The sequence below is a fragment of the Pseudomonas sp. 10S4 genome, from assembly GCF_034344865.1.
Lineage (GTDB): Bacteria > Pseudomonadota > Gammaproteobacteria > Pseudomonadales > Pseudomonadaceae > Aquipseudomonas.
Genome location: NZ_CP133774.1, coordinates 95,315 through 116,234, shown reverse-complemented (window position 1 = coordinate 116,234; position 20,920 = coordinate 95,315). Strand labels below are relative to the sequence as shown.

Genomic DNA, 20,920 nt, shown 5'->3' with positions numbered 1-20,920 from the left:
CTCTTAAGAATCGGCACCACGGTAACAAACTGAAGTGCGATCCATCGCTTGGTGGGTCAATAAAAGTGAGAACGGCTGCATTTGCGACGAAATGCTTAGGCCAGGCAAAAAAATCCCGGCTCCGGAATGAACCAGGCCGGGACATATTCGCCCCCGTAGGAGCTGCCGAAGGCTGCGATCTTTTGACTGACCTGTGTAGGAGCGAAGCTTGCTCACGAAGGCGATTTCATATTCAACACTGATGTTGACTGACAGATCGCTTTCGCGAGCAAGCTTCGCTCCTACAAATCCTTGGTGGGTCAGAACAATTTGGTGAACAACCAGTACAAACTGCCCGACAACAGGATCGCCGCCGGCAAGGTCAGCACCCAGGCCATCATCAGGTTGCGGATGGTCTTCATCTGCAAGCCGCCGCCATTGGCGACCATGCTCCCGGCCACCCCTGAAGACAAAACGTGGGTGGTGGACACCGGCAGGCCAAACATGTCGGCGGCACCGATGGTCAGCATGGCCACGGTTTCGGCCGACGCGCCCTGGGCATACGTCAGGTGGGTCTTGCCGATTTTTTCACCGACCGTCACCACGATGCGCTTCCAGCCGACCATGGTGCCCAGCCCCAGCGCGATGGCCACGGCGATCTTCACCCACAGCGGAATGAAGCGCGTGGCGTTGTCGATCTGTTGCTTGAACAGTTGCAGCTTGCCGGTGGTGTCAGCGTCGAAGTTACCGACCTTGTTCTTGTCCATCAGGCGAATGGTTTCGCTGGTCAGGTACATGTCGTTACGCACGTTGCCCATGGCTTCGGCCGGGACTTTCGACAGCGAGCCGTAGCCCTTCACTTCGTTCCCGATGTTGCCGGCCAGCGAGGCGAGGGCGGGCACCAGTTGCGGCGTGACTTCCTTGCTGCGCACGTAATCGGACAGCACTGCACGCGGGTCGGCAGGTGTCGGCAGCGGTGCACTTTTCACTAGGGCTTGCTGGGTGACTTCGGCGACGGCGGCGAACTGCAACGCTTGATCGGCCGGCATGGTGCGGTTCAGCGCATACGCCATCGGCAGGGTGCCGACCAGAATCAACATGATCAGGCCCATGCCTTTCTGGCCGTCGTTGGAGCCGTGGGCGAAGGACACGCCGGTGCAGGTCAGAATCAATAAACCGCGAATCCACCAAGGTGGCGGCGCATCACCTTCCGGTGCCTTGTACAGCGCACGATTCTTGACGAACGCCCGCAGGGCCAGCAGCAACAGTGCGGCAAAGCCGAAGCCGACTAACGGCGAGAGCAGCAGCGCGTAACCGATCTTGGTGGCTTGCGCCCAATCCACGCCGCTGGTGCCATCGCGGCCATGCATCAGGGCATTGGCGACGCCGACGCCGATGATCGAGCCGATCAGGGTGTGCGACGAGGAGGCCGGCAAGCCCAGCCACCAGGTGCCGAGGTTCCACAGGATCGCCGCGATCAACAGGGCGAAGATCATCGCGAACCCGGCGGAGGAGCCGACTTGCAGAATCAGCTCCACCGGCAGCAACGCGATGATACCGAACGCCACCGCGCCACTCGAAAGCAATACACCGAGAAAATTGAAGAACCCGGACCAGGCCACCGCGAAGTTCGGCGGCATCGAGTTGGTGTAAATCACCGTGGCCACCGCGTTGGCGGTGTCGTGGAAGCCGTTGACGAATTCAAAACCGAGGGCGATCAGCAGCGCCACGCCCAGCAGCAGAAACGGTGTCCAGGTGGTTACCACCGTGCCGAGTTCGTGCATGTCGTGCATCAGGCTGTAGGCGGTGAACAACAACCCGCTGGCCAGCACCCCGAAGAAAATCACGAAGGTGAACAGGCCGGGTTTTTTATCGAAGTGCGGTCTGGCGCTGCGGGCAGGCGCCTGACCAGCGGACAAGGAAGGAGTAGCCATCACGGACAATCCTGAGTGAGGAAGGAGTATCGCCCATGATCGTTTCAAAATATGACAGAGAGACTGCGGTGGGTCAGGGTTTGGGTTTCTTTTGCATTTCCGTTGATCGGAATCCACTACTGATCTACAGGCAAGGCACGACCTGTGGCGAGGGAGCTTGCTCCCGCTCGGCTGCGAAGCAGTCGCTAATCCTGCTGGCACGGTTTGCCTGGGAGAGTGCTGGGGGTCGCTTCGCAACCCAGCGGGAGCAAGCTCCCTCGCCACAAGGGATCGCGGTGACTCAATAATCCTGGCGCTTGCGAAACGCCCAGCGCCCGGCCAGCACGGTAAACGTCGCGACCAATGCCACCAGAATCCAGAACCCTTCCGGGTCGCCCGAGAGCGGTATCCCGCCGACGTTCATGCCAAAAAAACCGGCAATGATGTTGATCGGCAATGCCAGCACTGTCACCACCGTCAGGGTGAACAACGTGCGGTTGCTCTGTTCGTTGAGGTTGGCCGCGATTTCTTCCTGCAACAGCTTGATCCGTTCACCGAGGGCCGTGAGGTCGTTGATGATCAGCGCAAACTCCTCGGTGGACTTGCGCAGCTCCTTGACGTCCTCCTTCTGCAACCATTGCGGCGGACGGTTGAGCAGGCGCAATAGCGACCCCGGTTCAAGTGCCAACAACCGCTGCAACCGCACCAGTACCCGGCGATTGGCGCCCAGCTCAGCACGGTTGGTCGACAGCCGCGAAGACAACAACTCATCTTCGATCTGATCGACACTCTGGCTGGTCTTGCGCACGATCTGCGTCAGCACTTCGCCCTGATCGCGCAGCAGGTGCACCAGCAACTCCAGCGGTGAGCGAAAGCATTCCCCGGCCTTCACCGAAGAACGCAGCTTGTCCACCGAGTGCAACGGTTGCAATCGCGCGCTGATGATCAGCTTGCTGCGGGCGCAGACCCACAGCGTCGAGACATCCGAAGACACCATGCTGCTGAGGTTGAACACCACGTCGTTGACCACCGCCAGCAACGCCGAATCGACATGCTCGATGCGGGTCGAGCGCGAACCTTCGTGCAGCGCCTCGAAAAACTCCTCGGGCAATTCCAGATGGCTTTTCATCCAGCGCTCGCACGCGGCGTGGGCCAGGTTCAGGTGCAACCAGAGGAATTCGTCGTTGTCTTCGGTGTGTTGCAAGCATCGCAGGGCCTCGGCCGAGTCGATCTCCCGGCCGCGCTCACCGGGACGAAAACGGAAGCCGTAAAGCAGGCCGAACAAGTCAGTGTCGCGATGGCTTTGGTCGATGCTGTGGTTCATGAGGTCTCGCTGAGAGGAAGCGCCTGTCGCGGGTTCACAGGTTCACTTGGGCCGCATCATCGCAAGGAGTTTTGACGGTTTTGTGACAGTTGCACGGCGACGCAAACGTGTGCGTTACCGATGGTCGGGATTGATTCAAGAAGCGCTCTGGCACGCCGATGACGCAGGTGTTAGGTTGCGCGGCTTTGGCCACGAGCCGAGATTGCAGACAGGGAAGTTTGGACGTCTTTCACGCCCAATCAGGCGTGCTTCTTTCCTGTCATGAGTATCACTCGATGCTGCAAAAATCCCTGAGAGCCCAAATCCTCGCGTTACTGAGCGGCAGTCTGTTGGCGATGTTGCTGATCGCTTTGGCCTGCTTTCACTTCCTGTCCAGTGGCGTCCAAAGTTACGCCAACCTGATCGACGGCCCACTGCGCACGTCGCAATTGATCGATGAAGCCAACCTGCAATTCAAGGTGCAGGTTCAGGAGTGGAAAAACGTTCTGCTGCGCGGCAAACAGCCGGCGGACCTGGACAAATACTGGCAGCAATTCGAGGACCGTCAGCGCGACGTGCAGGGCATTCTCGGCGAACTGGCCGGGCAGAAAGGTCTGGATAGCCAACTCAAGAGCAGCATCGAACGCCTGCGTGACGAACATCGTCAGTTGGGCAACGCCTATCAGAAAGGTCGTGATGCCTATGTTGCTGCCGGTGCCGATCCAACTGCAGGCGACAACGCGGTCAAGGGTATGGACCGCGCCACCAGCGATCAGATGAGCGAGTTGGTCGGCGAGCTGCGCAAGCACGGCACCGAGCAGTCGGCATTGATCAGCGCCAGTGCCGATCGCACGGTGTTGTTGGGGATCATCGTGATGCTCGCGTCCGGGCTGCTGATCGGGCTGTTGAGCTTGTGGCTGATCAACCGAAACCTGGTGGACCCGATTCGCAAACTGATCGACTACGTGGCACAACTCAGCCAGGGCAAATTCGCCGAACGCGTGGCCAGCAGCCGTGAAGACGAGTTGGGTAAACTGGCGATGGCCGCCAACACCTTGCGCGATTTCCTTGCCGAAACCTTCACCCGTTTGCAGCGCAGTGCGTCGGACCTGGACAGCGCCAGCGGCGAGCTGAACTCCATCGCCACGTTGATGGCCAACGGCACCAACGAGCAGTTCAACCGCACCGATCAGGTAGCCACGGCGATGAACGAAATGTCTGCCACCGCGCAGGAAGTTGCTCGTCATGCAGCGGACGCAGCACGCGCGGCCGATGATGCCGACCAGTCCGCCCAGCAGGGCGAAAAAGTCATGCAGGGCACCATTCACACCATCACTCAAATGCGCGGCGAGATCGCCAACACCGCCACCGTGATCCGTCGTCTGGAAACCGACAGCGGGCGTATCGGCAAGGTGCTGGAAGTGATTCGCGGCATCGCCGAGCAGACCAATTTGCTGGCGCTGAACGCGGCGATCGAAGCGGCCCGCGCCGGTGAAGCCGGACGCGGTTTCGCAGTGGTGGCCGATGAAGTCCGCAGTCTGGCCCAGCGCACGGCGGCGTCGATCATCGAAATCAACCAGATCATCCAGACCGTGCAAACCGGCGCGGTGGACGCGGCCCAGGCGATTGAAAGCGGTCAATCGCGCAGCGAAGAAAGTGTCGAGCAAGTGACCCAGGCCGGCGCCATGCTGGAGCGCATCACCCATGCCGTGGAAGCCATCCGCGACATGAACCGCCAGATCGCCACGGCGGCCGAAGAGCAAACGTCGGTGGCCGAAGACATCTCGCGCAACCTGACCGAGATCACCAGCATCGCCAGTACCAACCTGGACCACGTGCAGCGCACTGAAGCGGCGAGCCACAACCTGCACGGGTTGTCGGGGCAGTTGAATGAAGTGACGTCGCGCCTGAGCGCGTAACCGAAAAGGCTGTGTACCGGCTTGCTTACCGAGTCGGTACACAGTTGATCTCAAGTCCGGCTAAACGATGTCGATGATGGATTTAACCTGAACCCAAATAGGATAAGCCCCATGGTCAGCATCACCTCTGTTTCGATCAACCAAACCCTCTCGACGCCGACGAGCCAAACCTCGATCAACGGCAGCACTGACGACAGTACGTCAGCAACCTCCACCACCTCCAGCACCACAACTTCCAGCGATAGCACCAAGGCTTCTGCTGGCGGCGCCGCGCCGGCTGGCGACAGTAGCAGTTCGAGCAGCAGCACCGATTCCGATGCCGTAAAAGAGCTGCGCAAGCAGATCGCCGAACTGCAAAAGCAATTGCAGGAACAACAGCAGCAACTGCAAGCGGCTCAGGCCAAGCAAGAAAGCCCCGATGCCAAAGCCGCCGCTGTTGCCGCCGCGCAGTCGCAGCTCTCAGCCACCTCGGGCTCTTTGGAAACCGCCACCTCGGCGTTGGTGCAGGCGTTACAAGACGAAGGCAGCAGCACTTCCGGGTCGATGGTCAGTACTACGGCTTAATCCACTGTCGGCAGGCTGAAGGTAAACAACGTGCCGTTCTGCGCCGCGAACGGATTCTAGTGACCCCTGGCGCACGCAGGCACAAAAAAACGCACGACCCGAAGATCGTGCGTTATCAAAAAACGTGTACGAGCGAAGCTTGCTCGCGAAAGCGGTGTGTCTGTCACATCAATGTTGAATGTGCTGCCGTCTTCGCGAGCAAGCTTCGCTCCTACAGGGATTGCGGTGATTACTTGTCCTGTTTGTTGCTCAGCACCTGGCCGGTCTTGGCGTCCAGGTCCACGTCCCACTTCACGCCTTTAGCATCGCGGATTTCTACCTGATAGACGTAAGCGTTAGCCTTCTGCTCAAGCTCGGTGTCGGTGATGTTCGCCGCCGTAGTGCCTGGGTGCTGGGCGAGGGCGGCCTGGTTGAGTTTTTCCAGGTCCATGATAGTGCCGGCCTTGAGCAGCCCCGGAATCAAGTCCGGGCGAACGTCAGCCTGGGCCAGACCCGCAGTAACGGTCAGGGCAGCGGCGGCGAACAGGGCAGTCAGGGTTTTCATGAGGTTCTTTCCTTGGGTGAGCTGTTTAAGTGGGCTCAGGTTAGCCAGCGCAACTTAATTCACCCTTAATTACCCCTCGACTGCTGAAAAGCATTCGCGAGCAAGCCCGCTCCCACATTGGATCGCCTGCATACACAGAGTCTGTGAACGACTGCGATCCAGTGTGGGAGCGGGCTTGCTCGCGAAGAAGTTGACGTGGTGTCGCGTCAGGTGCCGATCAGTAGCCGTTGTTCTGCAGCAATTGCGCCACGGTGCCAGCGGCTGGCCGTTTGTAGAACTTCAGCAGTTCGCTGGCGCGGTTGGTGAAGATGCCGTCGACGCCGGCGTCCATCACCTTCTGGTAATCCACGGCATCGTCGACGGTGTAGACGTGCACCAGCATGCCCTGATCGTGGGTGTACTGGTTCATCCAGGGTTGCACCAGATCCGAATAGCTCTGATCGCCGCCCTTGGTCAGCGCCGCCGAAGGGCCGGTGCCGATTGCGCCCTGGGCCTTGGCGTACTCGATCCATTGCTGGAATTCGGCTTTGCTTTTCGGCTCTTGCTTGGCGTAGTAAGTGGCTTTGTCCTTGTCGCCGGACTCCACGAAGGTCACTTTGGATTTCGGCTCGATACTGCCTTCACCGACCCACAGCAACAGGACCTTCGGCACGTTCGGCATTTCTTTTGCAGCAATTCGAGGCTGCTCTTCTCGAAGGTTTGCAGCACGACCTTGCCTTTGCCCTGACCGACCGACAGCTCGCTCTTCGCCAGTTTCGAACCCGCCGGGCTCAGCCAGCCGCGATCCTGGAGTTTCTCCTTGAGGTCATGCTCGATGCCGGGGAATTGCTTTGGTTCTTTGGTTTCGATGTACAGGCCGGGCTTGTGCAGCGGATTGCCCTGGGCGATGTCGATGATTTCATCGAGGGTCAAAATCTTCAGGCCGACGTAGGCCGGACGCGCACGATCCGGGTAAGCGGCGTTGAACCAGCTGCCGGCGTCGAGGGTTTTCAGTTCGGCGAGGGTGAACTGGTTGGCCGGCGCATCCTTGCGCTCAGGGAATTTGCTGGCAACGTCAGTGGTGCGTTGCAGGTTGTTGTCGTGCAGAGCGAACAGCACGCCGTCCTTGCTGCGTTGCAGGTCCATTTCCAGGTAGTCGGCGCCCAAATCGCGGGCCAGTTTGTAGGAGGCGGCGGTGGATTCCGGGGCATCGAAGGACGCGCCACGGTGGGCAATCACGGCCGGATGCGGGATGCCTAAAGTGGTCGCCAGCGCGGAGGGGCTGGGCTGGCTGGCAGCCTGTGCCTGGCCGAGGCCGAGCAGCAGGCCCAGCACCAAGGCGCTTTTGGTGAAGGTAACAGGCATGGTCGAGATCCTTTCGCAGAGGTTTTCAAAGACGTCCCTTTTAACAACTGAGCGCCGCGAGCGCTATCGCAAGACCGACATAAACCGGTTTAAAACAGTTTTTTTCTGCGCTTTTGTGCGGTTCTTTGCAGTACTCTTGGCCGCGGTAGTTTCCCCGGCAGAGGGAAACCCGTTCGCCAGCCCTGCGTGTAAACCATCGATCACCGGTCCCTTTGCGACCTTTTGTGAGGTTTATCATGCGCATCACTTCCCAGCTCATCTGCCAGGCCGCCGACCAGCTCAAAGGCTTCGTTGGCCTCAATCGCAAAACCGGTCAATACATCGTGCGTTTCAGCGAAGACTCCTTCGGCATGGACGTGGCGGACGACGGCATCATTCCCACCAGCGAGTTCGTCTGGGCGCCCGGCCCGGAGCAGGCCATGACCCTCAAGCGTGAGTTGATTCAGTTGTTGCTGGATCAAAATATTGATGAGCGGATCAACATTAGCGAACCGTTGCGGGTTTATATGAATCGGCGGGAAGTGCCGGAGATTTCGGCGGTGCGGAGTTTGGTTCAGGGGTGATGTTTTTGTGGTGATCTTGCTCGCGAAGGCGTCCTTCAAAACGCTGCATCAATTAAAGTTTGAACTCATAAGCCCGCTCAACCCGACACACCCGCGTATGACACGCCGCATACCAGGTCGACCGCCCACGCTCACGAATCGCACTGTGCTCCGGGTGATGCTTCCAAGCCAGAATCGCCGCCTCACTGGCCCAGTACGACACGGTAATTCCCAGCCCGTCCTCGCCCCGGGCTGACTCAATACCGAGGAAGCCCTGTTGCTCGCGAGCCAGTTCGACCATGCGTTCGGCCGCCTCGGCGTAACCCTGATCACCGTCGGTGCGCAGGGAGGTAAAGATCACGGCGTAGTAGTGAGGTGGCGGGGTATTGGCGATCATGGCTTTTGCCTCGCACAGGCCTCGATCAATGCTCGAACCAGAGGCGGCAAAGTCCCCTTGAGCGCGGCTCGTTCCGGCTGGAACAAGGTGGCGACGAAGAACGGATGACCTTGTAATTCCACCGCCCGTAAATCCCCTATCGAATCATGACCGACGGCTGTCAGTTGATGGTTCAGCAACGCCTGTTCGAACTCCGGATTCACACCGTAGCGGCAGCGATAGCCTTCGTGAATCTCGGACTTTTCATACGCCTTGGCGATCAACGAGCCTTCAACCAGACGGATGCTGTCGACCGCTTCTACCAGCGAACACGTCAGCGGCGTGAGCAATGCCCGTGCGGCGTCGGGGGAGGTCTCACCGTGCTCGGCATCTGCCCAGCCCAGCACATTGCGGGCGTATTCCAGCACCGCATGTTGAAAACCGCCGCAGGTCCCGAGGAATGGTCGCTGTTGTTCGCGGGCAAAACGGATTGCCCGTAGCGCGCCGTTCATATCGCGATAGGGGCTGGCGGGCACACACCAGAAACCGTCGAACGTATCGAGTGGTGTATCGGCGTGAATGTGGTCAGTGGCGAGCCATTGGAATTGCACGTCCAGGCCTGAATGTTCGGCGGCCATGCCGAGGGCGACGGGGATGGCTTGATGGGCGGTGACTTGCGGGTCGTAGTCGCCGATCAGGGCGATGCGAATTTCAGTCGCAGGAGAAACAGCATCCATTTGGTTTTCCTTTTAAACAGCGATTTACGAATGTGCCGAACAATCCCTATGCCGAACAACCCCTGTGGCGAGGGAGCTTGCTCCCGCTCGGCTGCGAAGCAGTCGTCGCTTTTACGTACCCCAAAACCGAGGCCGCTGCGCAGCCCAGCGGGAGCAAGCTCCCTCGCCACAAGAGCAAGCCACAGGAACAGGGCAAAAGAGCAAGGTTGTTCGTTTCTGGCACCCACTATAGATTGGCGTTCACGCACTCAATATTGGCGTTAACCCAATTGATCAATGCACCGACGCACTATCGGCTCGACTACCCGGACCTGGCGCTGATCCTGGCTTTGGTACGCGGCGGTTCTCTGGCCCGGGCTTCACAGCTATTGAAAGTCGACGTCTCGACGGTGTTCCGCGCCGTGCGCCGACTGGAGGCCGCGCTGGGTCAGCAATTATTCGAAAAAAGCCGTGCCGGTTACCTGCCGACCACCTTGGCGCAGACCCTGGCGGAACAGGCTGAGCGCGCCGAACAGGCGCTGGACGCGGCACGCATCGGCGTCGAGCAGGGCGGTGAAGTCATCAGTGGTACCGTACGCCTGACCTGCACCGATTCAGTCCTGCAAGGTTTGTTGCTGCCGGCGCTGGCGCAGTTCATGCCGTCCTACCCGGCGCTGACCATCGAACTCAGTACCTCCAACGACTTCGCCAACCTCAGCCGCCGGGATGCCGACATCGCCCTGCGCCTGACCCGCACACCGCCCGAGCATTTGGTCGGTCGGTGCCTGGCGCAAGTGTCGTATCGGCTCTGTGGCAGTGCGGCCTACCTGAAAACCGTTGATCCCACCGATCTGGCTTCACTGACCTGGATCGCCCCGGACGACTTCCTGCCCGATCATCCGACCATTGCCTGGCGTCGTCAGCAATTGCCCGGCGTGGTGCCGGGCTATCGATGCAACAGCATGTTGTCGGTGACGGAGTTGGTGCGAGCGGGGCTCGGCGTCGCGGCGTTGCCGGACTTTCTAATAGGTGACAGCTTGCAGCCGTTGACCGAACCGTTGCCCGGTTGCGACACGGCGCTGTGGTTGCTGACCCGCCCGGACTGCCGCGCGCTGCGCTCGGTAGTGACGTTGTTTGACGAATTGGGGCGGGCGCTGCGACTACCTTGAGTGAGCGTCAGGCCTTCGGATCGCCCTTGTGGACAAAATGCTGATGCATTTCCGAGGTCAGGTTTTCGATGCGCTCGGTCAGGCTCTTGGTCAACTCGGTGAGGCGGGTGTTCTGCTCCAGCAACTCCATCAATTGCGTCGTGTTCTGTGCGGCCTGAGCCTGGCGCTCGCTGTTAGCAACCGCCAGGGCTTCGCGGTGTTGCGCGTCGGCCTCGGACTGGGCTTTATCACGCGCAGCTTGACGGGTCTGAGCCAGCAGAATCAGCGGCGCGGCGTAGGCCGCTTGCAGGCTGAACGCCAGGTTGAGCAGGATAAACGGGTAGACGTCAAAGTGAGTCACGCCCGCCAGGTTGACGCCGATCCAGATGGCCACGATCAGGGTTTGTGCACCGAGAAACGTCGGCGTGCCGAAGAACCGCGCAAACGCCTCGGCGCGCAGGGCGAATGTGTCAGTGCCAAAGGTCGGGGCGAGGTGAGCGTGAGGGCGGTGGAAGCGCAGGTGGTCGACAGGGGCGGCGGTGGGTTTGGTGTCGGACTTGGTTGAATTCATAGTTCGCTCGGCAAGGATTCGGGACTTGGGTTCACTATAGTCCTGCGCAGGCGTTGATTAGCTGAATCAATGTTGAACGACAGTCCGTCTTCGCGAGCAAGCTCTGTTCCTACATTTGATCGATGGACGACACAAATCCCCAGTAGGAGCAAAGCTTGCTCGCGAAGGCGGCGACAAGGTCTCTGACCAAGCAACTAAAAACGGCCCCGCTTGTTGACATGTTGCACAAGTTTTTAGGCTGAGAGGCGTGTTGTTGAGCCGCCGCTTGGAGGGGGCGAGGTGACACTGATCTTGTTGCGCCCGGTATTTTTCGCGATGTAGAGGGCTTTGTCTGCGTCGTTGAGCCACGCAATCGCGTCGGTGAACGCCGTTTGATAGGTGGCCAGGCCAATGCTCAGCTGGATTCGCAGTTCGGGAACTTGCGGGTGGCGATAGTCATTGAGCACCTCGCGCAAGCGCTCCATGACTTCCCAGGCTTGCTGCAACGACATGGCGGGCAGGATCACGCAAAACTCGTCGCCACCATAACGTCCCGCCAGATCCCCTTCACGCAGGTTACGCCTCAGCTCAATACTCAATTGACGCAGCACCGAATCACCGATGATGTGCCCGTAGGTGTCGTTGATGCGCTTGAAGTGGTCGATGTCGATCAGGGCCATCACCGACGCCACCTGGTTCTGGCGACATTGCTGGAACTTGATGTGCAGCAGGTCCTTCCAGGCGCCATGGTTGAGCAGGCCGGTCAAACTGTCGGTGCGGCTCAGGGCGCTCAGGGCGCGTTTGTGTTCGGAGAGTTTGATCGCCAGTCGATAGCAGACCATGCCCACTGCCAGCGGATAGAGGGTGAGCATCGGCAAGCAGGCCCACAGCTGGAGTTGCGTGGCCGACGGGGTAAACGCCACGCCGAACAACAGCCACGAAATCATCACGCCAGTCACCTGGGCCAGAGCACCGAGCAGAAACAGTTTCAGGCCGCCCGCCGCGACGTTGTTCATCGTCATCATCGAAAGGATGGTGACAGCGATGAGCGGATTGAATTGGAACGTGGCTGTCCAGAACCCGCCGAACAGCGAGTCGTACAGCAGGTTGCGGCGCTCGGCCCGATAGGGAAAAGCCGCGCGGGTCGACAGTTGATAGGCGAGGTGGGGCCAGAGTGTCCCGTTGAACAACAAAAATGCCCAGACCCAACCTGGCAGGTTCAACGGATAAAGCGCTGCACCCACACTGATACTGCCGATGCCCAGGCCGATGATCCGCGGCATGTAAATACGTCTGGCAAATGACAAGCCCTTGCCGCGATGGTTTTCCATAGTTCTCTGCGCCAGATTCATTCTGTAACACATTGTCTGGTGTTATTCAGAGCTACCGTTCATCGGTAAAGCGGCGGACATTGTCATTTATTCCAACAGGAATAATCAGTGTCCCTGGAAGCCATTTAACCAGGGCGCAGGCGTGGCACAGGCGTGATCTAGAGCTGATAGCAGGCCAGGAACATGTCCATGGCCGACTCGACCACTGTGGTTTGTACATCGGGCGAAAGGCCTGTCTGGCCCATGGAAATCTGCGGCCAGAATGCAAAGGACTTGAGCAGCCCCTGGACCTGTTGCGCGGCAAACTCCGGTGCGACCGGCTTCAGTCGGCCATCGGCCTGGGCAGCGCGAATCCACAGGGTCAGGCCTTCTTCGCGTTCACCCATGCGAGTGATCATGTTCTGGGCGCGCTCGGGGGAGTGGATGGTGGCCGCGATGGCGACTCGTGCCAGGTCGAGAAAGTTGTTGTCGCCCATCATCTGCACTTTCGCCAACAAGATCTGCCGAAGTTGGTCGCGCAGCGGCAGATCAGGGTGGTAGGACGCTTCCTGTTCGGCCGTCACCCGAGCCCATAATTGACTAAGGATTTCGGCGAACAACTCTTCCTTGCTCGGGAAGTGGTTGTACACCGTGCGCTTCGACACGCCGGCGGTGGCAGCAATCTTGTCCATGCTGGTGATTTCAAAACCGTTGGCACGGAATTCGGTAATCGCCGCCAGGATGATGGCTTCGCGTTTTCGGTCGGTCAGGCGCTGTGGAGCTGTCATAAATACGCTTCGGCAGGAAGAAGTGGGGAATTACACTCGGCAGTTTACTTGTGATCCACTTTCATGCAACCTAGAAACTACACTGTGCAGTGTAATGTTTTGTTAATCCTGCACAGTGAAAAATAGAATCTTCGGCTGATGCGTGCGTGCCTTGGCCATTTATCGTCCCAAAGCGGAAAACTGTGAATTGCGCGGTTTTTCTGGAGTCATTCAGTCATGGCCATTTCAACTTCCCCTGCGGATAACGCCTCTACGCCTGAAGCATCCCATCAGGTAGAAGGGCACTTCCGAAACCACGTCCCTGTAGAGCGCGAAGGCTTTCGCAAAACCCTGCGCATCATATGGAACATGATCTTCCACAAACCACGCAACACCCGCCCGAGCGCTGCCGTCCCGGTGCAAGCGCTGACTCGGGCGGCACTGATTGCCGCACCCAATCACAGTGTTTATCGCCTCGGCCACTCCACCGTACTGCTCAAACTGCGGGACAAATTCTGGATCACTGACCCGGTCTTCGCCGAGCGTGCGTCACCGGTGCAATGGGCCGGCCCCAAGCGTTTCCACCAACCGCCCATCAGCCTGGAAGAATTGCCACCGATTGAAGCGGTGATCCTGTCCCACGATCACTACGACCACCTCGACTACCAGGCCGTGCTCAAACTGGCGGACAAGACCAAGTACTTCCTGACCCCGCTGGGCGTCGGCGACACCCTGATCAAGTGGGGCATCGACGCCAGCAAAATCCGTCAACTGGACTGGTGGCAGGGTACTGAAGTCGACGGCATTCAATTTATCGCCACACCGTCGCAGCACTTTTCCGGTCGCGGCCTGTTCGACGGCAACAGCACACTGTGGGCCTCGTGGGTGATGATCGAAGGCCACACACGAATCTTCTTTAGCGGTGACACTGGTTACTTCGACGGCTTTAAACACATCGGCGAACAGTACGGCCCGTTCGACCTGACCCTGATGGAAACCGGCGCCTACAACGTTGAATGGCCGCACGTTCACATGCAGCCCGAGCAAACCCTGCAAGCCCACATTGACCTCAAAGGACGCTGGCTGCTGCCGATTCACAACGGCACCTTCGACCTCTCGATGCACGCCTGGTACGAACCCTTTGATCGCATCCTGGCATTGGCCTGGGAGCGGAATGTGTCGATCAGTACGCCGCAGATGGGCGAGGCGTTCAACGTGATGTATCCGCAGCGTGGCAACCCCTGGTGGCTGGGGTTGGAAAACGTTGGGGATCAGGTGAAGGTGCAAAACGCTTGATGGTGTGGCGCCGGGCCGCTTGCCATGAAAGCGGCCCTGGCCTCACCACTAAACTACCTGCTGTCATCGTTTAGTCGGTTCAGGTATTCCGAGATCTTTGCGACGGTCAAATCGCGAAATTGTCCGCGAAGCATTTCACTCAGTTCCTCCTGAGACAGCCTGAGCTTTTGCGCAACCTCGGCCTGACTCAGATGCCCGGTTTCGAGAAGCATGCCTATCTTCATGACGTATTCAGCCTTGGCACGCATCTCGTCAGCATCGGGATAACCGAGCGCTTCATAAACGCTGCTGTTGCTTCCATCGATTTCATTCATTCGCAGGCTCCTTACTCAACCATCGCATAATCCGCCCGCGCCACCGGGTTCGGCGTAGAGCCTTTCACATTCATCCCTCTGCCCGGCGCAAATCCCGGGAAGAACACCAACCCTTCCGATTCAAACCGATAAGCCAGCGCCAACCGAGTGACATCCAGCACATCGTGCTCGGCCTCGAAACGCTCAATGGCCTCCACGGAAACCCCGGATTCGCGGGACAGTTCTTCCACACTCCAACCCAGCATCGCTCGGGCCTGGGCGCTGTGGGCCGGGGTGAATTGGAAGAGGGTGATACGTTCCAGGGTGATTTTCATCGCAAGAGAGGCCATGGTGTTCTCCGGGCTCGAGAGTGCTGATTCAAAATATACTGTGTTTTTGTACAGTTGTTTTGATCCCGGATCAAACGCATTTTTTGATTTTTGCTATTTCGCCGTCTCCATCCAGACGGACGGTGCCTGCCCCAGCACCCGACGAAACATCGTCGAGAACGCCGCCGGGCTGTCATAGCCGAAATCCACGGCAATCCGCGTCACCGGCGTCCCCACCGCCAGCCGCGCCAGGGCCAGCACCACGCAGGCTTGTTGCCGCCATTGGCTGAAGCTCAGGCCGGTCTGTTGGCGGAACAATCGATTGAAGGTGCGCAGGCTGATGTGCAACTGATCGGCCCATTGCTGCGGCGATTGATGGATGTTCGGCTGCTGGAGAAACGTCTGACACAACCCGAGCAATCGTCTTTCGACGGGCAGCGGAATGTGCAACGGCAGATGAGCGCTGCGGGCCAGTTCATGCAGCAATAAGTCGATCAGCACACCATCGCGCCCGGCCTCGTCATACGCCAGCGGAACCTCCACCGCCTCCATCAACAAGTGCCGCATCAACGGCGAGACGCTGATCACCTGGCACCGACTCCCCAGATCGACCGCCCTCGGTTCGATATACACACTCCGCGTACTCACCCCCAGCATCAACACTTCATGGGCCACCCCGGCCGGAATCCACACCGCCCGCTGCGGCGGCACCACCCAATTGCCGTCGTGGGTGCTGACCTGCATCACCCCGGTGGCGCCGTATAGGAGTTGTGCTCGGCGGTGTGTATGACGGGGCAACACATGACCGTGGGAATAATCCGTCCCGATCGCCACCACCGGCCGTGGCGTGTCATCCAGCAGATTGATCGAAACATTGCGCATCGGAGCAGCACTCAGTGGTTGGCGTAAACACGAACATTATTGGCTGACTTGCTGAAGCAGGCCAAGCCGCATCGCCCTATCGTTGACAACTCTCTGCTAACGGACGACGCGTGATGTTCTATCTCTTACTGACACTCTTCGGTTGCATGACCGGCGTCACCGCTGTGCTGTTCGGCTTCGGCGGCGGCTTCGTCGTGGTGCCGTTGTTGTATCGCATGCTCATGGCCAGCCACGGCGCCGACGACCCCATCGGCCAATCGGCGATGCACATCGCCGTTGCCACTTCGACCTGCGTGATGATCGTTAATGCCCTGATCGCCACGGCCAAACATCACCGAGCCGGTAACCTCATTCGCCATTATCTGTGGCCGTTGGGCGGGTACATCGGGCTGGGTGCAATCATCGGTGCTGTTGCCGCCATGTGGGCTGATGGCGAGGTGATTCGGTATGCGTTCATCGTCTATCTCGGCATCACGATTCTGGACTGCTTGTTCAGGCGTGGTTTTCTCACGCAGGCCGATAGCGCCATCCCACGGCGATTGGGGAAAGCGCGGGTGTCTGGTGTAGGAATCGGCGCAGTCGCAACCTTTCTCGGAGTTGGTGGAAGTGTCATGACGGTGCCGTTACTGAGGCGCTGTGGGCTGAGCATGTCGCAAGCTACGTCCATGGCCAATCCGTTGAGTTTGCCGGTGGCGCTGGCTGGAACGCTGACCTACATGGCGATGGCGCACTTTACCGAGTTTGATCTGGGGCCGTGGTTTATTGGGTATGTGGATGTGCTGGCGTTTGTGATATTGGCGATTGGATCGATCGTTGGTATTCGCCTGGCAACGCCCTGGATTGGGCGGATACCGGATCGCGTTCATGCGTGGGTTTATGTCGGTTTGCTGGTATTTGTGATGGTCAGCATGATGCTGAGCTAAAGCATGTAATGAGGCTCGATTCCCCTGCACAACCCCGCCATAATCCGCGTCGCTTTAAGTGCGCCGCGGATGTTCAATGCGGTGCTGCTCCGACTTATTCAGGGATTGATCGATGCTCAAAGGATTGTTACGCCTGGCGCCAATTGCCTCGCTGTTAGTCATGCTGTGTTCCATCGCGCACGCCGAAGACGGGCGACGCCTCTTCACCGGCACGCTGGGCAAGATGCCAATCCTTATGGAATTGGAAACGTCTTCTGCTGAACACATAAGCGGCCGCTACTTCTATCAGAAATACCGCAAAGACTTGGTCCTCAGCGGTATCAAGGATGGAGAGACACTGGTGCTAGATGAAGGTGAGCTTTACGACGAAACAGCGCCTCGGCCTAAAATTCATCTAAACATCGAGCCCCATCGTTTATTCGGAGATTGGAGCAACGGGCAAGGCAAAACGCTGAAGATAGAACTGGTTGAAGCCAAACCGCCAGCCATCCCGGCCGATACTCTTCCCTACCTCGCCAAGCTCCATGACACTGAGCCCTACGAATATCTGCGACTTCAAGGTCTGAAACTCAAACAAGGCAAGACAGAGACCTTCAATGGTTATTCGTTGCAGTGGTGGAGCGAGCCGCAAACAAAGTTGACGATGTTTGAAGTTATTTCGGGCTACACCCCTGAAGCGCGGGATCGCATTAATCAGCGGTTGATGGAACGTATGTGGCGGGAAGTGGTGGCGTATTACGGATGCCTCGCTGGCGGTAGCGATACCTCCTCTATCCAAACGATCACACCGTTGCTGATTACCCCATCGCTAATCAGCGCGAACGTCGAAACCGAAGCCCGCTGTGGCGGCCCGCACCCGGATTACACTGAGTCTCCCATCAACCTGGATGCCCAAACCGGTAAGTTCCTGACGTTAGATGACGTCCTCTGGGTCGGGCAGGGTAAACCGCTGCACTACGAAGAGCTGAATGACGAACAGTCCCCGGACACCCGCGAAGCTTATTCCGAGTACCGCACCAAAGAATTTGCACCTTGGCTAGTTGGACAGTTGCATAAGCTTCATCCCGATCAGATACCTGGCAGTGACGAGAACTGTGCTTACGGCGAAGAAGACCGTTGGCCGTTCCCGACTTGGTATTTCACTGAGAAGGGAATCAAGCTCGGGCCCTACTTCTCTCATGCGGAAGCGCCGTGTGCATATGTGGAGTGGAATGTTTTGCCCTACAACCTCATCAAACAACACCCCGGCGGCGTAGCGCTGCAATTACCTTAAACTGCGCGCCGCCATTTCCCGCTCTCATATCCAAGGATGATTTGATGTTTAAAGGTCTGTTGCGCCTCGTACTCTGCGCCGCTTTGTTTCTTACGCTGGCCTCAACCGCCCATGCCGAATTCGGTGGGCAGGTTTTCACCGGCACCTTGGGCAAGATGCCGATTGTCGTGGAGCTGAACACCCGCGATGCGAGCGAAGTGACCGGCCGCTACTTCTATGAGAAATTCCATCGCGATCTGGCGCTGAGTGGGGCGTTGCAAGACCAGACCCTGACGCTCAACGAGGGCAATAACCGCTACGGCGATGACAAGCCTCTGCCAACCCTGACGCTGAAACAAACCGCCAGCGGTTGGCAGGGTGAATGGACAAGCCCCAAGGGCAAAACCCTCCCGGTGCAGTTGACCGAGGCCAAACTTACAGCGCCAGCGGCGGACGCCTTGCCCTTCATCGCCGCGCTGCCGAAAAGCGATCCGTACGAGTATTTGCGTGTGCAAGGGCTGAAGCTCAAGCCCGGCAAAAAAGAATCGCTGATGGGCTACAACTTGCAATGGTGGACCGAGCCCGAGTCGAAAATTTCGATGTTCAGCGTCGAGTCAGGTTACCCGAAGGCTGATCAGGCTCGAGTAAACCAGCAGTTGTTGGGGCGCCTGTGGCGAGAGGTCATCAGCTATCACGGCTGCCAGTTGCAGGGCGGGGAGAACGTTGAGTTTGACCAGCATGTCGAACCGGCGCTGCTGTCACCCGACGTGGTCAGCCTGAACATCTCCACCAGCTATTACTGCGGCGGCGCCCACCCGGACTTTGGCGACTCGCCGATCAACCTCGACGTGCACACCGGGCACACCTTGTCCCTGGAAGACGTGCTGTGGGTGGGCGAGGGCAAACCACTGCTGCACGCCGACCGTGACAACGCCGGCGATACGCCTCTGACCAAGGAAGAAGACGAAGCACGCTCGCGCTACCAACGCGAAGTGTTCGTGCCGTGGCTGATCAAACAACTTACCGCGCTGTACCCCGACGACATGAAAAAACCGGCTGAGGGCGACGAAGACGGCTGCGACTTTACCGACGAAAGCGTCTGGGGTTACTCGTCCTGGCGCTTCACCCCGAAAGGACTTTACCTCGGCGCGTACTTTGCCCGAGTGCAACGTTCGTGCGACGCGCCGGATTGGCCAGTGCTGCCGTACTCACTGATCAAACAGCACCCAGGCGCAGTGAAGCTGGAACTACCCAAGAGTTAATAGCTCCTCCAACCCCGGTGCTTCCCGAACAATAAAGTGATCCAGGTTCTCGATACTCGCACTGAACACCCCGAACGTCTGTTCGGGGTGCGAACGTAATTCACATTCTTGGCGTTGAACGTTGTCAGCACATTCGCTGCATCGAAGGCCAAACGACAGGCATCGTTGGGGCATTGGAAGTGTTCTTTGGCGGAATCGAACTCCATCGTCTCGTCGAAATTCAAATCCCGCACGTCATAGATCGACAACTTGTCGTCGAGGCTGAGTCAGTAGGCGAGGTCGAATTTCATGGTGGGTTCGGGTCCTTGCAAGCGCGAGCTTGCTCGCGATGGTTGCTAACGATAATGCATAAAACCTGACACCTCGTGGCGTTCTCAGGTTTTCGTCGCAACGCCGCCCGGAGCCAGCTCGCACTGGCACCCATCAGCGCAATCCAGTCCTGCCCATCGCTGCTCAACCCTGGCGGATATCCAGCAACCGTGGCTTGGCAATCGACAGGTAATCCTGCGTATCGAGCACCATTGATGCATCCAGCCGACCGGCGTTGAAGGCGATTTCGCCGTAGCCCGTGGTCAGGGACGGGTCGACGATCAATTGAATCCGCTCATCGAAGGTAAACGGAGGGATGGCGCCGATCCTGCAGCCGGTCAGTTGCATGGCCGTTTGCGCGTTCACCAGCTCGGCTTTTTTCCTCCCAGGGCCGCTCCGACTTTCTTCATGTCGAGCCTCTGGTCCCCTGGCAGTATCACCAAGGCATAGGGTTCGGCCTGACCCTTTAACGCGCAGAGCATGGCTTTTGCGCCTTGGCCGGGTTCGGTGCCACGGAGTTCGGCGACCCGCGCCGACTGGCCCTCGGCATCGTGCATCAACACCCGATAGGAGGCGGCGTGGGCATCGAGTAGCGCGACCAGGCGATCAAACATGGGCTGCATGGGCTTTCCTCAGGTTTTCAGTAACAGGTCGTAGGACAGTTTGCTGATCAGGATCACCAGCAATACCAGAAACAGCGCCCGGACAAAGGGCACGCCTTTACGCACCGCCAGCCAGGTGCCGGTCAGCGCGCCCAGGATGTTGAAGACCGCCATGGGGAGGGCGATCAGGTACAGCACGTTACCTGTCGGGATGAAGAATATCAGCGCCGCCACATTGGTCGCGATGTTCACCAGCTTGGCTGACGCCGAGGCGTGCAGGAAGTCGAAGGCGAAGCAGCGGATAAACAGGAAGATCAGGAAGGTACCGGTGCCAGGGCCGAACAGCCCGTCGTAGAAACCGATGGCGCCGCCGATGACGACCGCCAGCCACTTCTGCCGGATACCGATGAAAGTGGGGGCGTGCAGGGCGCCGAAGTCCTTTTTGCAGAAGGTGTATATCGCCATCAGCACGATCAATACCAGCACCGCCGGGCGCATCACTGACTGGGGCACGAACGATACCGTGGCTGCGCCGAAGAAGGCCATGACAAAGGCGGCGCAGGCGGCTGGAATCACCAAGCCCCAGTCGATCACCACCTTGCGCACGAAGGACCGAGCTGCGAACGCGGTGCCGAACGCGGCCGCGACTTTGTTGGTCCCCAGCAGCGCCGCCGGTGGTGCGGCGGGCAGCACGTTGAACAATGCGGGTATCTGGATCAGGCCGCCGCCGCCCACCGCCGCATCGATCAGGCCGGCGGCGAAGGCGAACACACAAAGAAGGACAATATCGACCATTA

20 protein-coding genes and 3 pseudogenes are annotated in these 20,920 nt (G+C 58.8%); 8 read left to right on the top strand and 15 right to left on the bottom strand.

The annotated features are described in order from the left end of the window. Positions 1-299: 299 nt before the first annotated feature. On the bottom strand, positions 300-1,913 hold the full coding sequence (locus tag RHM58_RS00570) for an inorganic phosphate transporter (protein WP_201206017.1): 1,614 nt from the start codon (positions 1,911-1,913) through the stop codon (positions 300-302). A gap of 280 nt (positions 1,914-2,193) precedes the next feature. Next, positions 2,194-3,216: a transporter gene (locus RHM58_RS00565; RefSeq protein ID WP_201257437.1), complete on the bottom strand. Its 1,023-nt coding sequence runs from the start codon at positions 3,214-3,216 to the stop codon at positions 2,194-2,196. 275 nt (positions 3,217-3,491) lie between these two features. On the opposite strand from RHM58_RS00565, the gene RHM58_RS00560 reads away from it, so the two are divergent. After that, the gene (locus RHM58_RS00560) at positions 3,492-5,114 is read left to right on the top strand and encodes a methyl-accepting chemotaxis protein (RefSeq protein ID WP_322269405.1); all 1,623 of its coding nucleotides are present in this window, start codon (positions 3,492-3,494) and stop codon (positions 5,112-5,114) included. Between the two features lie 111 nt (positions 5,115-5,225). Beyond that, positions 5,226-5,678: a hypothetical protein gene (locus RHM58_RS00555; RefSeq protein ID WP_201257435.1), complete on the top strand. Its 453-nt coding sequence runs from the start codon at positions 5,226-5,228 to the stop codon at positions 5,676-5,678. A gap of 229 nt (positions 5,679-5,907) precedes the next feature. Here RHM58_RS00555 and RHM58_RS00550 read toward each other — a convergent pair whose 3' ends face one another. Together RHM58_RS00550 and RHM58_RS00545 are read right to left on the bottom strand one after the other, a co-directional pair. After that, positions 5,908-6,222: a PepSY domain-containing protein gene (locus tag RHM58_RS00550; RefSeq protein WP_201257434.1), complete on the bottom strand. Its 315-nt coding sequence runs from the start codon at positions 6,220-6,222 to the stop codon at positions 5,908-5,910. Between the two features lie 217 nt (positions 6,223-6,439). Next, positions 6,440-7,566 (bottom strand): annotated as a pseudogene (locus RHM58_RS00545) (glycerophosphodiester phosphodiesterase). Positions 7,567-7,802: 236 nt separating this feature from the next. Here RHM58_RS00545 and RHM58_RS00540 point away from each other — a divergent pair. Next, complete coding sequence (locus tag RHM58_RS00540) at positions 7,803-8,129, top strand: DUF2025 family protein (protein WP_201206001.1); 327 nt, start codon at positions 7,803-7,805, stop codon at positions 8,127-8,129. 52 nt (positions 8,130-8,181) lie between these two features. On the opposite strand, the gene RHM58_RS00535 is transcribed toward RHM58_RS00540, so the two are convergent. Together RHM58_RS00535 and RHM58_RS00530 are read right to left on the bottom strand one after the other, a co-directional pair. Then, a complete protein-coding gene (locus tag RHM58_RS00535) occupies positions 8,182-8,505 on the bottom strand; it encodes an antibiotic biosynthesis monooxygenase family protein (protein WP_322269403.1) in 324 nt (107 codons plus the stop codon). Next, positions 8,502-9,221, bottom strand: coding sequence for a CTP synthase (locus RHM58_RS00530; protein ID WP_201257432.1), 720 nt, complete (start codon positions 9,219-9,221; stop codon positions 8,502-8,504). Before RHM58_RS00530 ends, RHM58_RS00535 begins: the two co-directional genes overlap by 4 nt. Positions 9,222-9,427: 206 nt before the next feature. Between RHM58_RS00530 and RHM58_RS00525 the strand changes: the two genes are divergently transcribed. Further along, positions 9,428-10,369, top strand: a complete 942-nt coding sequence (locus RHM58_RS00525; protein ID WP_322269402.1) for a LysR family transcriptional regulator — start codon at positions 9,428-9,430, stop codon at positions 10,367-10,369. A 7-nt stretch (positions 10,370-10,376) separates the two neighbouring features. Here RHM58_RS00525 and RHM58_RS00520 read toward each other — a convergent pair whose 3' ends face one another. The 3 genes from RHM58_RS00520 to RHM58_RS00510 form a co-directional block, all read right to left on the bottom strand. After that, positions 10,377-10,919 carry a DUF1003 domain-containing protein gene (locus RHM58_RS00520; RefSeq protein ID WP_322269401.1) on the bottom strand — a complete coding sequence of 181 codons (543 nt, stop codon included), beginning with the start codon at positions 10,917-10,919 and terminating at the stop codon, positions 10,377-10,379. Positions 10,920-11,152: 233 nt separating this feature from the next. Then, entirely contained in the window at positions 11,153-12,229 is a 1,077-nt protein-coding gene (locus RHM58_RS00515) for a diguanylate cyclase (RefSeq protein WP_322269400.1), read from the bottom strand. 158 nt (positions 12,230-12,387) lie between these two features. Then, positions 12,388-12,996, bottom strand: coding sequence for a TetR/AcrR family transcriptional regulator (locus tag RHM58_RS00510; protein WP_201205989.1), 609 nt, complete (start codon positions 12,994-12,996; stop codon positions 12,388-12,390). A 216-nt stretch (positions 12,997-13,212) separates the two neighbouring features. Here RHM58_RS00510 and RHM58_RS00505 point away from each other — a divergent pair, with 216 nt between their 5' ends. Further along, positions 13,213-14,271 carry an MBL fold metallo-hydrolase gene (locus tag RHM58_RS00505; RefSeq protein ID WP_322269398.1) on the top strand — a complete coding sequence of 353 codons (1,059 nt, stop codon included), beginning with the start codon at positions 13,213-13,215 and terminating at the stop codon, positions 14,269-14,271. 53 nt (positions 14,272-14,324) lie between these two features. Here the strand turns inward: RHM58_RS00505 and RHM58_RS00500 are convergent, their stop codons facing one another. The 3 genes from RHM58_RS00500 to RHM58_RS00490 all read right to left on the bottom strand — a co-directional run bounded on the left by RHM58_RS00500 (position 14,325) and on the right by RHM58_RS00490 (position 15,775). Continuing rightward, complete coding sequence (locus tag RHM58_RS00500; RefSeq protein ID WP_322269397.1) at positions 14,325-14,585, bottom strand: helix-turn-helix domain-containing protein; 261 nt, start codon at positions 14,583-14,585, stop codon at positions 14,325-14,327. Positions 14,586-14,596: 11 nt separating this feature from the next. Further along, a complete protein-coding gene (locus tag RHM58_RS00495; protein ID WP_322269395.1) occupies positions 14,597-14,914 on the bottom strand; it encodes a helix-turn-helix transcriptional regulator in 318 nt (105 codons plus the stop codon). Between the two features lie 93 nt (positions 14,915-15,007). After that, complete coding sequence (locus tag RHM58_RS00490; RefSeq protein ID WP_322269394.1) at positions 15,008-15,775, bottom strand: AraC family transcriptional regulator; 768 nt, start codon at positions 15,773-15,775, stop codon at positions 15,008-15,010. Between the two features lie 113 nt (positions 15,776-15,888). On the opposite strand from RHM58_RS00490, the gene RHM58_RS00485 reads away from it, so the two are divergent. The 3 genes from RHM58_RS00485 to RHM58_RS00475 all read left to right on the top strand — a co-directional run bounded on the left by RHM58_RS00485 (position 15,889) and on the right by RHM58_RS00475 (position 19,212). After that, positions 15,889-16,698, top strand: a complete 810-nt coding sequence (locus RHM58_RS00485; RefSeq protein ID WP_322269392.1) for a sulfite exporter TauE/SafE family protein — start codon at positions 15,889-15,891, stop codon at positions 16,696-16,698. Between the two features lie 112 nt (positions 16,699-16,810). Further along, positions 16,811-17,971: a hypothetical protein gene (locus tag RHM58_RS00480; RefSeq protein ID WP_322269391.1), complete on the top strand. Its 1,161-nt coding sequence runs from the start codon at positions 16,811-16,813 to the stop codon at positions 17,969-17,971. Between the two features lie 44 nt (positions 17,972-18,015). After that, positions 18,016-19,212 carry a hypothetical protein gene (locus tag RHM58_RS00475; protein WP_322269390.1) on the top strand — a complete coding sequence of 399 codons (1,197 nt, stop codon included), beginning with the start codon at positions 18,016-18,018 and terminating at the stop codon, positions 19,210-19,212. Between the two features lie 56 nt (positions 19,213-19,268). On the opposite strand, the pseudogene RHM58_RS33835 reads toward RHM58_RS00475, so the two are convergent. The 3 genes and pseudogenes from RHM58_RS33835 to RHM58_RS00465 form a co-directional block, all read right to left on the bottom strand. Beyond that, positions 19,269-19,460, bottom strand: a pseudogene (locus RHM58_RS33835) (hypothetical protein); the annotation flags it as partial. Between the two features lie 205 nt (positions 19,461-19,665). After that, positions 19,666-20,003 (bottom strand): annotated as a pseudogene (locus RHM58_RS00470) (YbaK/EbsC family protein). 150 nt (positions 20,004-20,153) lie between these two features. Continuing rightward, positions 20,154-20,918, bottom strand: coding sequence for a sulfite exporter TauE/SafE family protein (locus RHM58_RS00465; protein ID WP_201193904.1), 765 nt, complete (start codon positions 20,916-20,918; stop codon positions 20,154-20,156). Positions 20,919-20,920: the final 2 nt, after the last annotated feature.

Coding starts and splice junctions, on each gene's coding strand:
- RHM58_RS00565 (WP_201257437.1), bottom strand. CDS start 3,216: ATGAACCACAGCATCGACCAAAGCCATCGCGACACTGACTTGTTCGGC.
- RHM58_RS00495 (WP_322269395.1), bottom strand. CDS start 14,914: ATGGCCTCTCTTGCGATGAAAATCACCCTGGAACGTATCACCCTCTTC.
- RHM58_RS00465 (WP_201193904.1), bottom strand. CDS start 20,918: ATGGTCGATATTGTCCTTCTTTGTGTGTTCGCCTTCGCCGCCGGCCTG.
- RHM58_RS00490 (WP_322269394.1), bottom strand. CDS start 15,775: ATGCGCAATGTTTCGATCAATCTGCTGGATGACACGCCACGGCCGGTG.
- RHM58_RS00485 (WP_322269392.1), top strand. CDS start 15,889: ATGTTCTATCTCTTACTGACACTCTTCGGTTGCATGACCGGCGTCACC.
- RHM58_RS00550 (WP_201257434.1), bottom strand. CDS start 6,222: ATGAAAACCCTGACTGCCCTGTTCGCCGCCGCTGCCCTGACCGTTACT.
- RHM58_RS00500 (WP_322269397.1), bottom strand. CDS start 14,585: ATGAATGAAATCGATGGAAGCAACAGCAGCGTTTATGAAGCGCTCGGT.
- RHM58_RS00555 (WP_201257435.1), top strand. CDS start 5,226: ATGGTCAGCATCACCTCTGTTTCGATCAACCAAACCCTCTCGACGCCG.
- RHM58_RS00475 (WP_322269390.1), top strand. CDS start 18,016: ATGTTTAAAGGTCTGTTGCGCCTCGTACTCTGCGCCGCTTTGTTTCTT.
- RHM58_RS00530 (WP_201257432.1), bottom strand. CDS start 9,221: ATGGATGCTGTTTCTCCTGCGACTGAAATTCGCATCGCCCTGATCGGC.
- RHM58_RS00570 (WP_201206017.1), bottom strand. CDS start 1,913: ATGGCTACTCCTTCCTTGTCCGCTGGTCAGGCGCCTGCCCGCAGCGCC.
- RHM58_RS00515 (WP_322269400.1), bottom strand. CDS start 12,229: ATGGAAAACCATCGCGGCAAGGGCTTGTCATTTGCCAGACGTATTTAC.
- RHM58_RS00505 (WP_322269398.1), top strand. CDS start 13,213: ATGGCCATTTCAACTTCCCCTGCGGATAACGCCTCTACGCCTGAAGCA.
- RHM58_RS00560 (WP_322269405.1), top strand. CDS start 3,492: ATGCTGCAAAAATCCCTGAGAGCCCAAATCCTCGCGTTACTGAGCGGC.
- RHM58_RS00535 (WP_322269403.1), bottom strand. CDS start 8,505: ATGATCGCCAATACCCCGCCACCTCACTACTACGCCGTGATCTTTACC.
- RHM58_RS00540 (WP_201206001.1), top strand. CDS start 7,803: ATGCGCATCACTTCCCAGCTCATCTGCCAGGCCGCCGACCAGCTCAAA.
- RHM58_RS00480 (WP_322269391.1), top strand. CDS start 16,811: ATGCTCAAAGGATTGTTACGCCTGGCGCCAATTGCCTCGCTGTTAGTC.
- RHM58_RS00520 (WP_322269401.1), bottom strand. CDS start 10,919: ATGAATTCAACCAAGTCCGACACCAAACCCACCGCCGCCCCTGTCGAC.
- RHM58_RS00510 (WP_201205989.1), bottom strand. CDS start 12,996: ATGACAGCTCCACAGCGCCTGACCGACCGAAAACGCGAAGCCATCATC.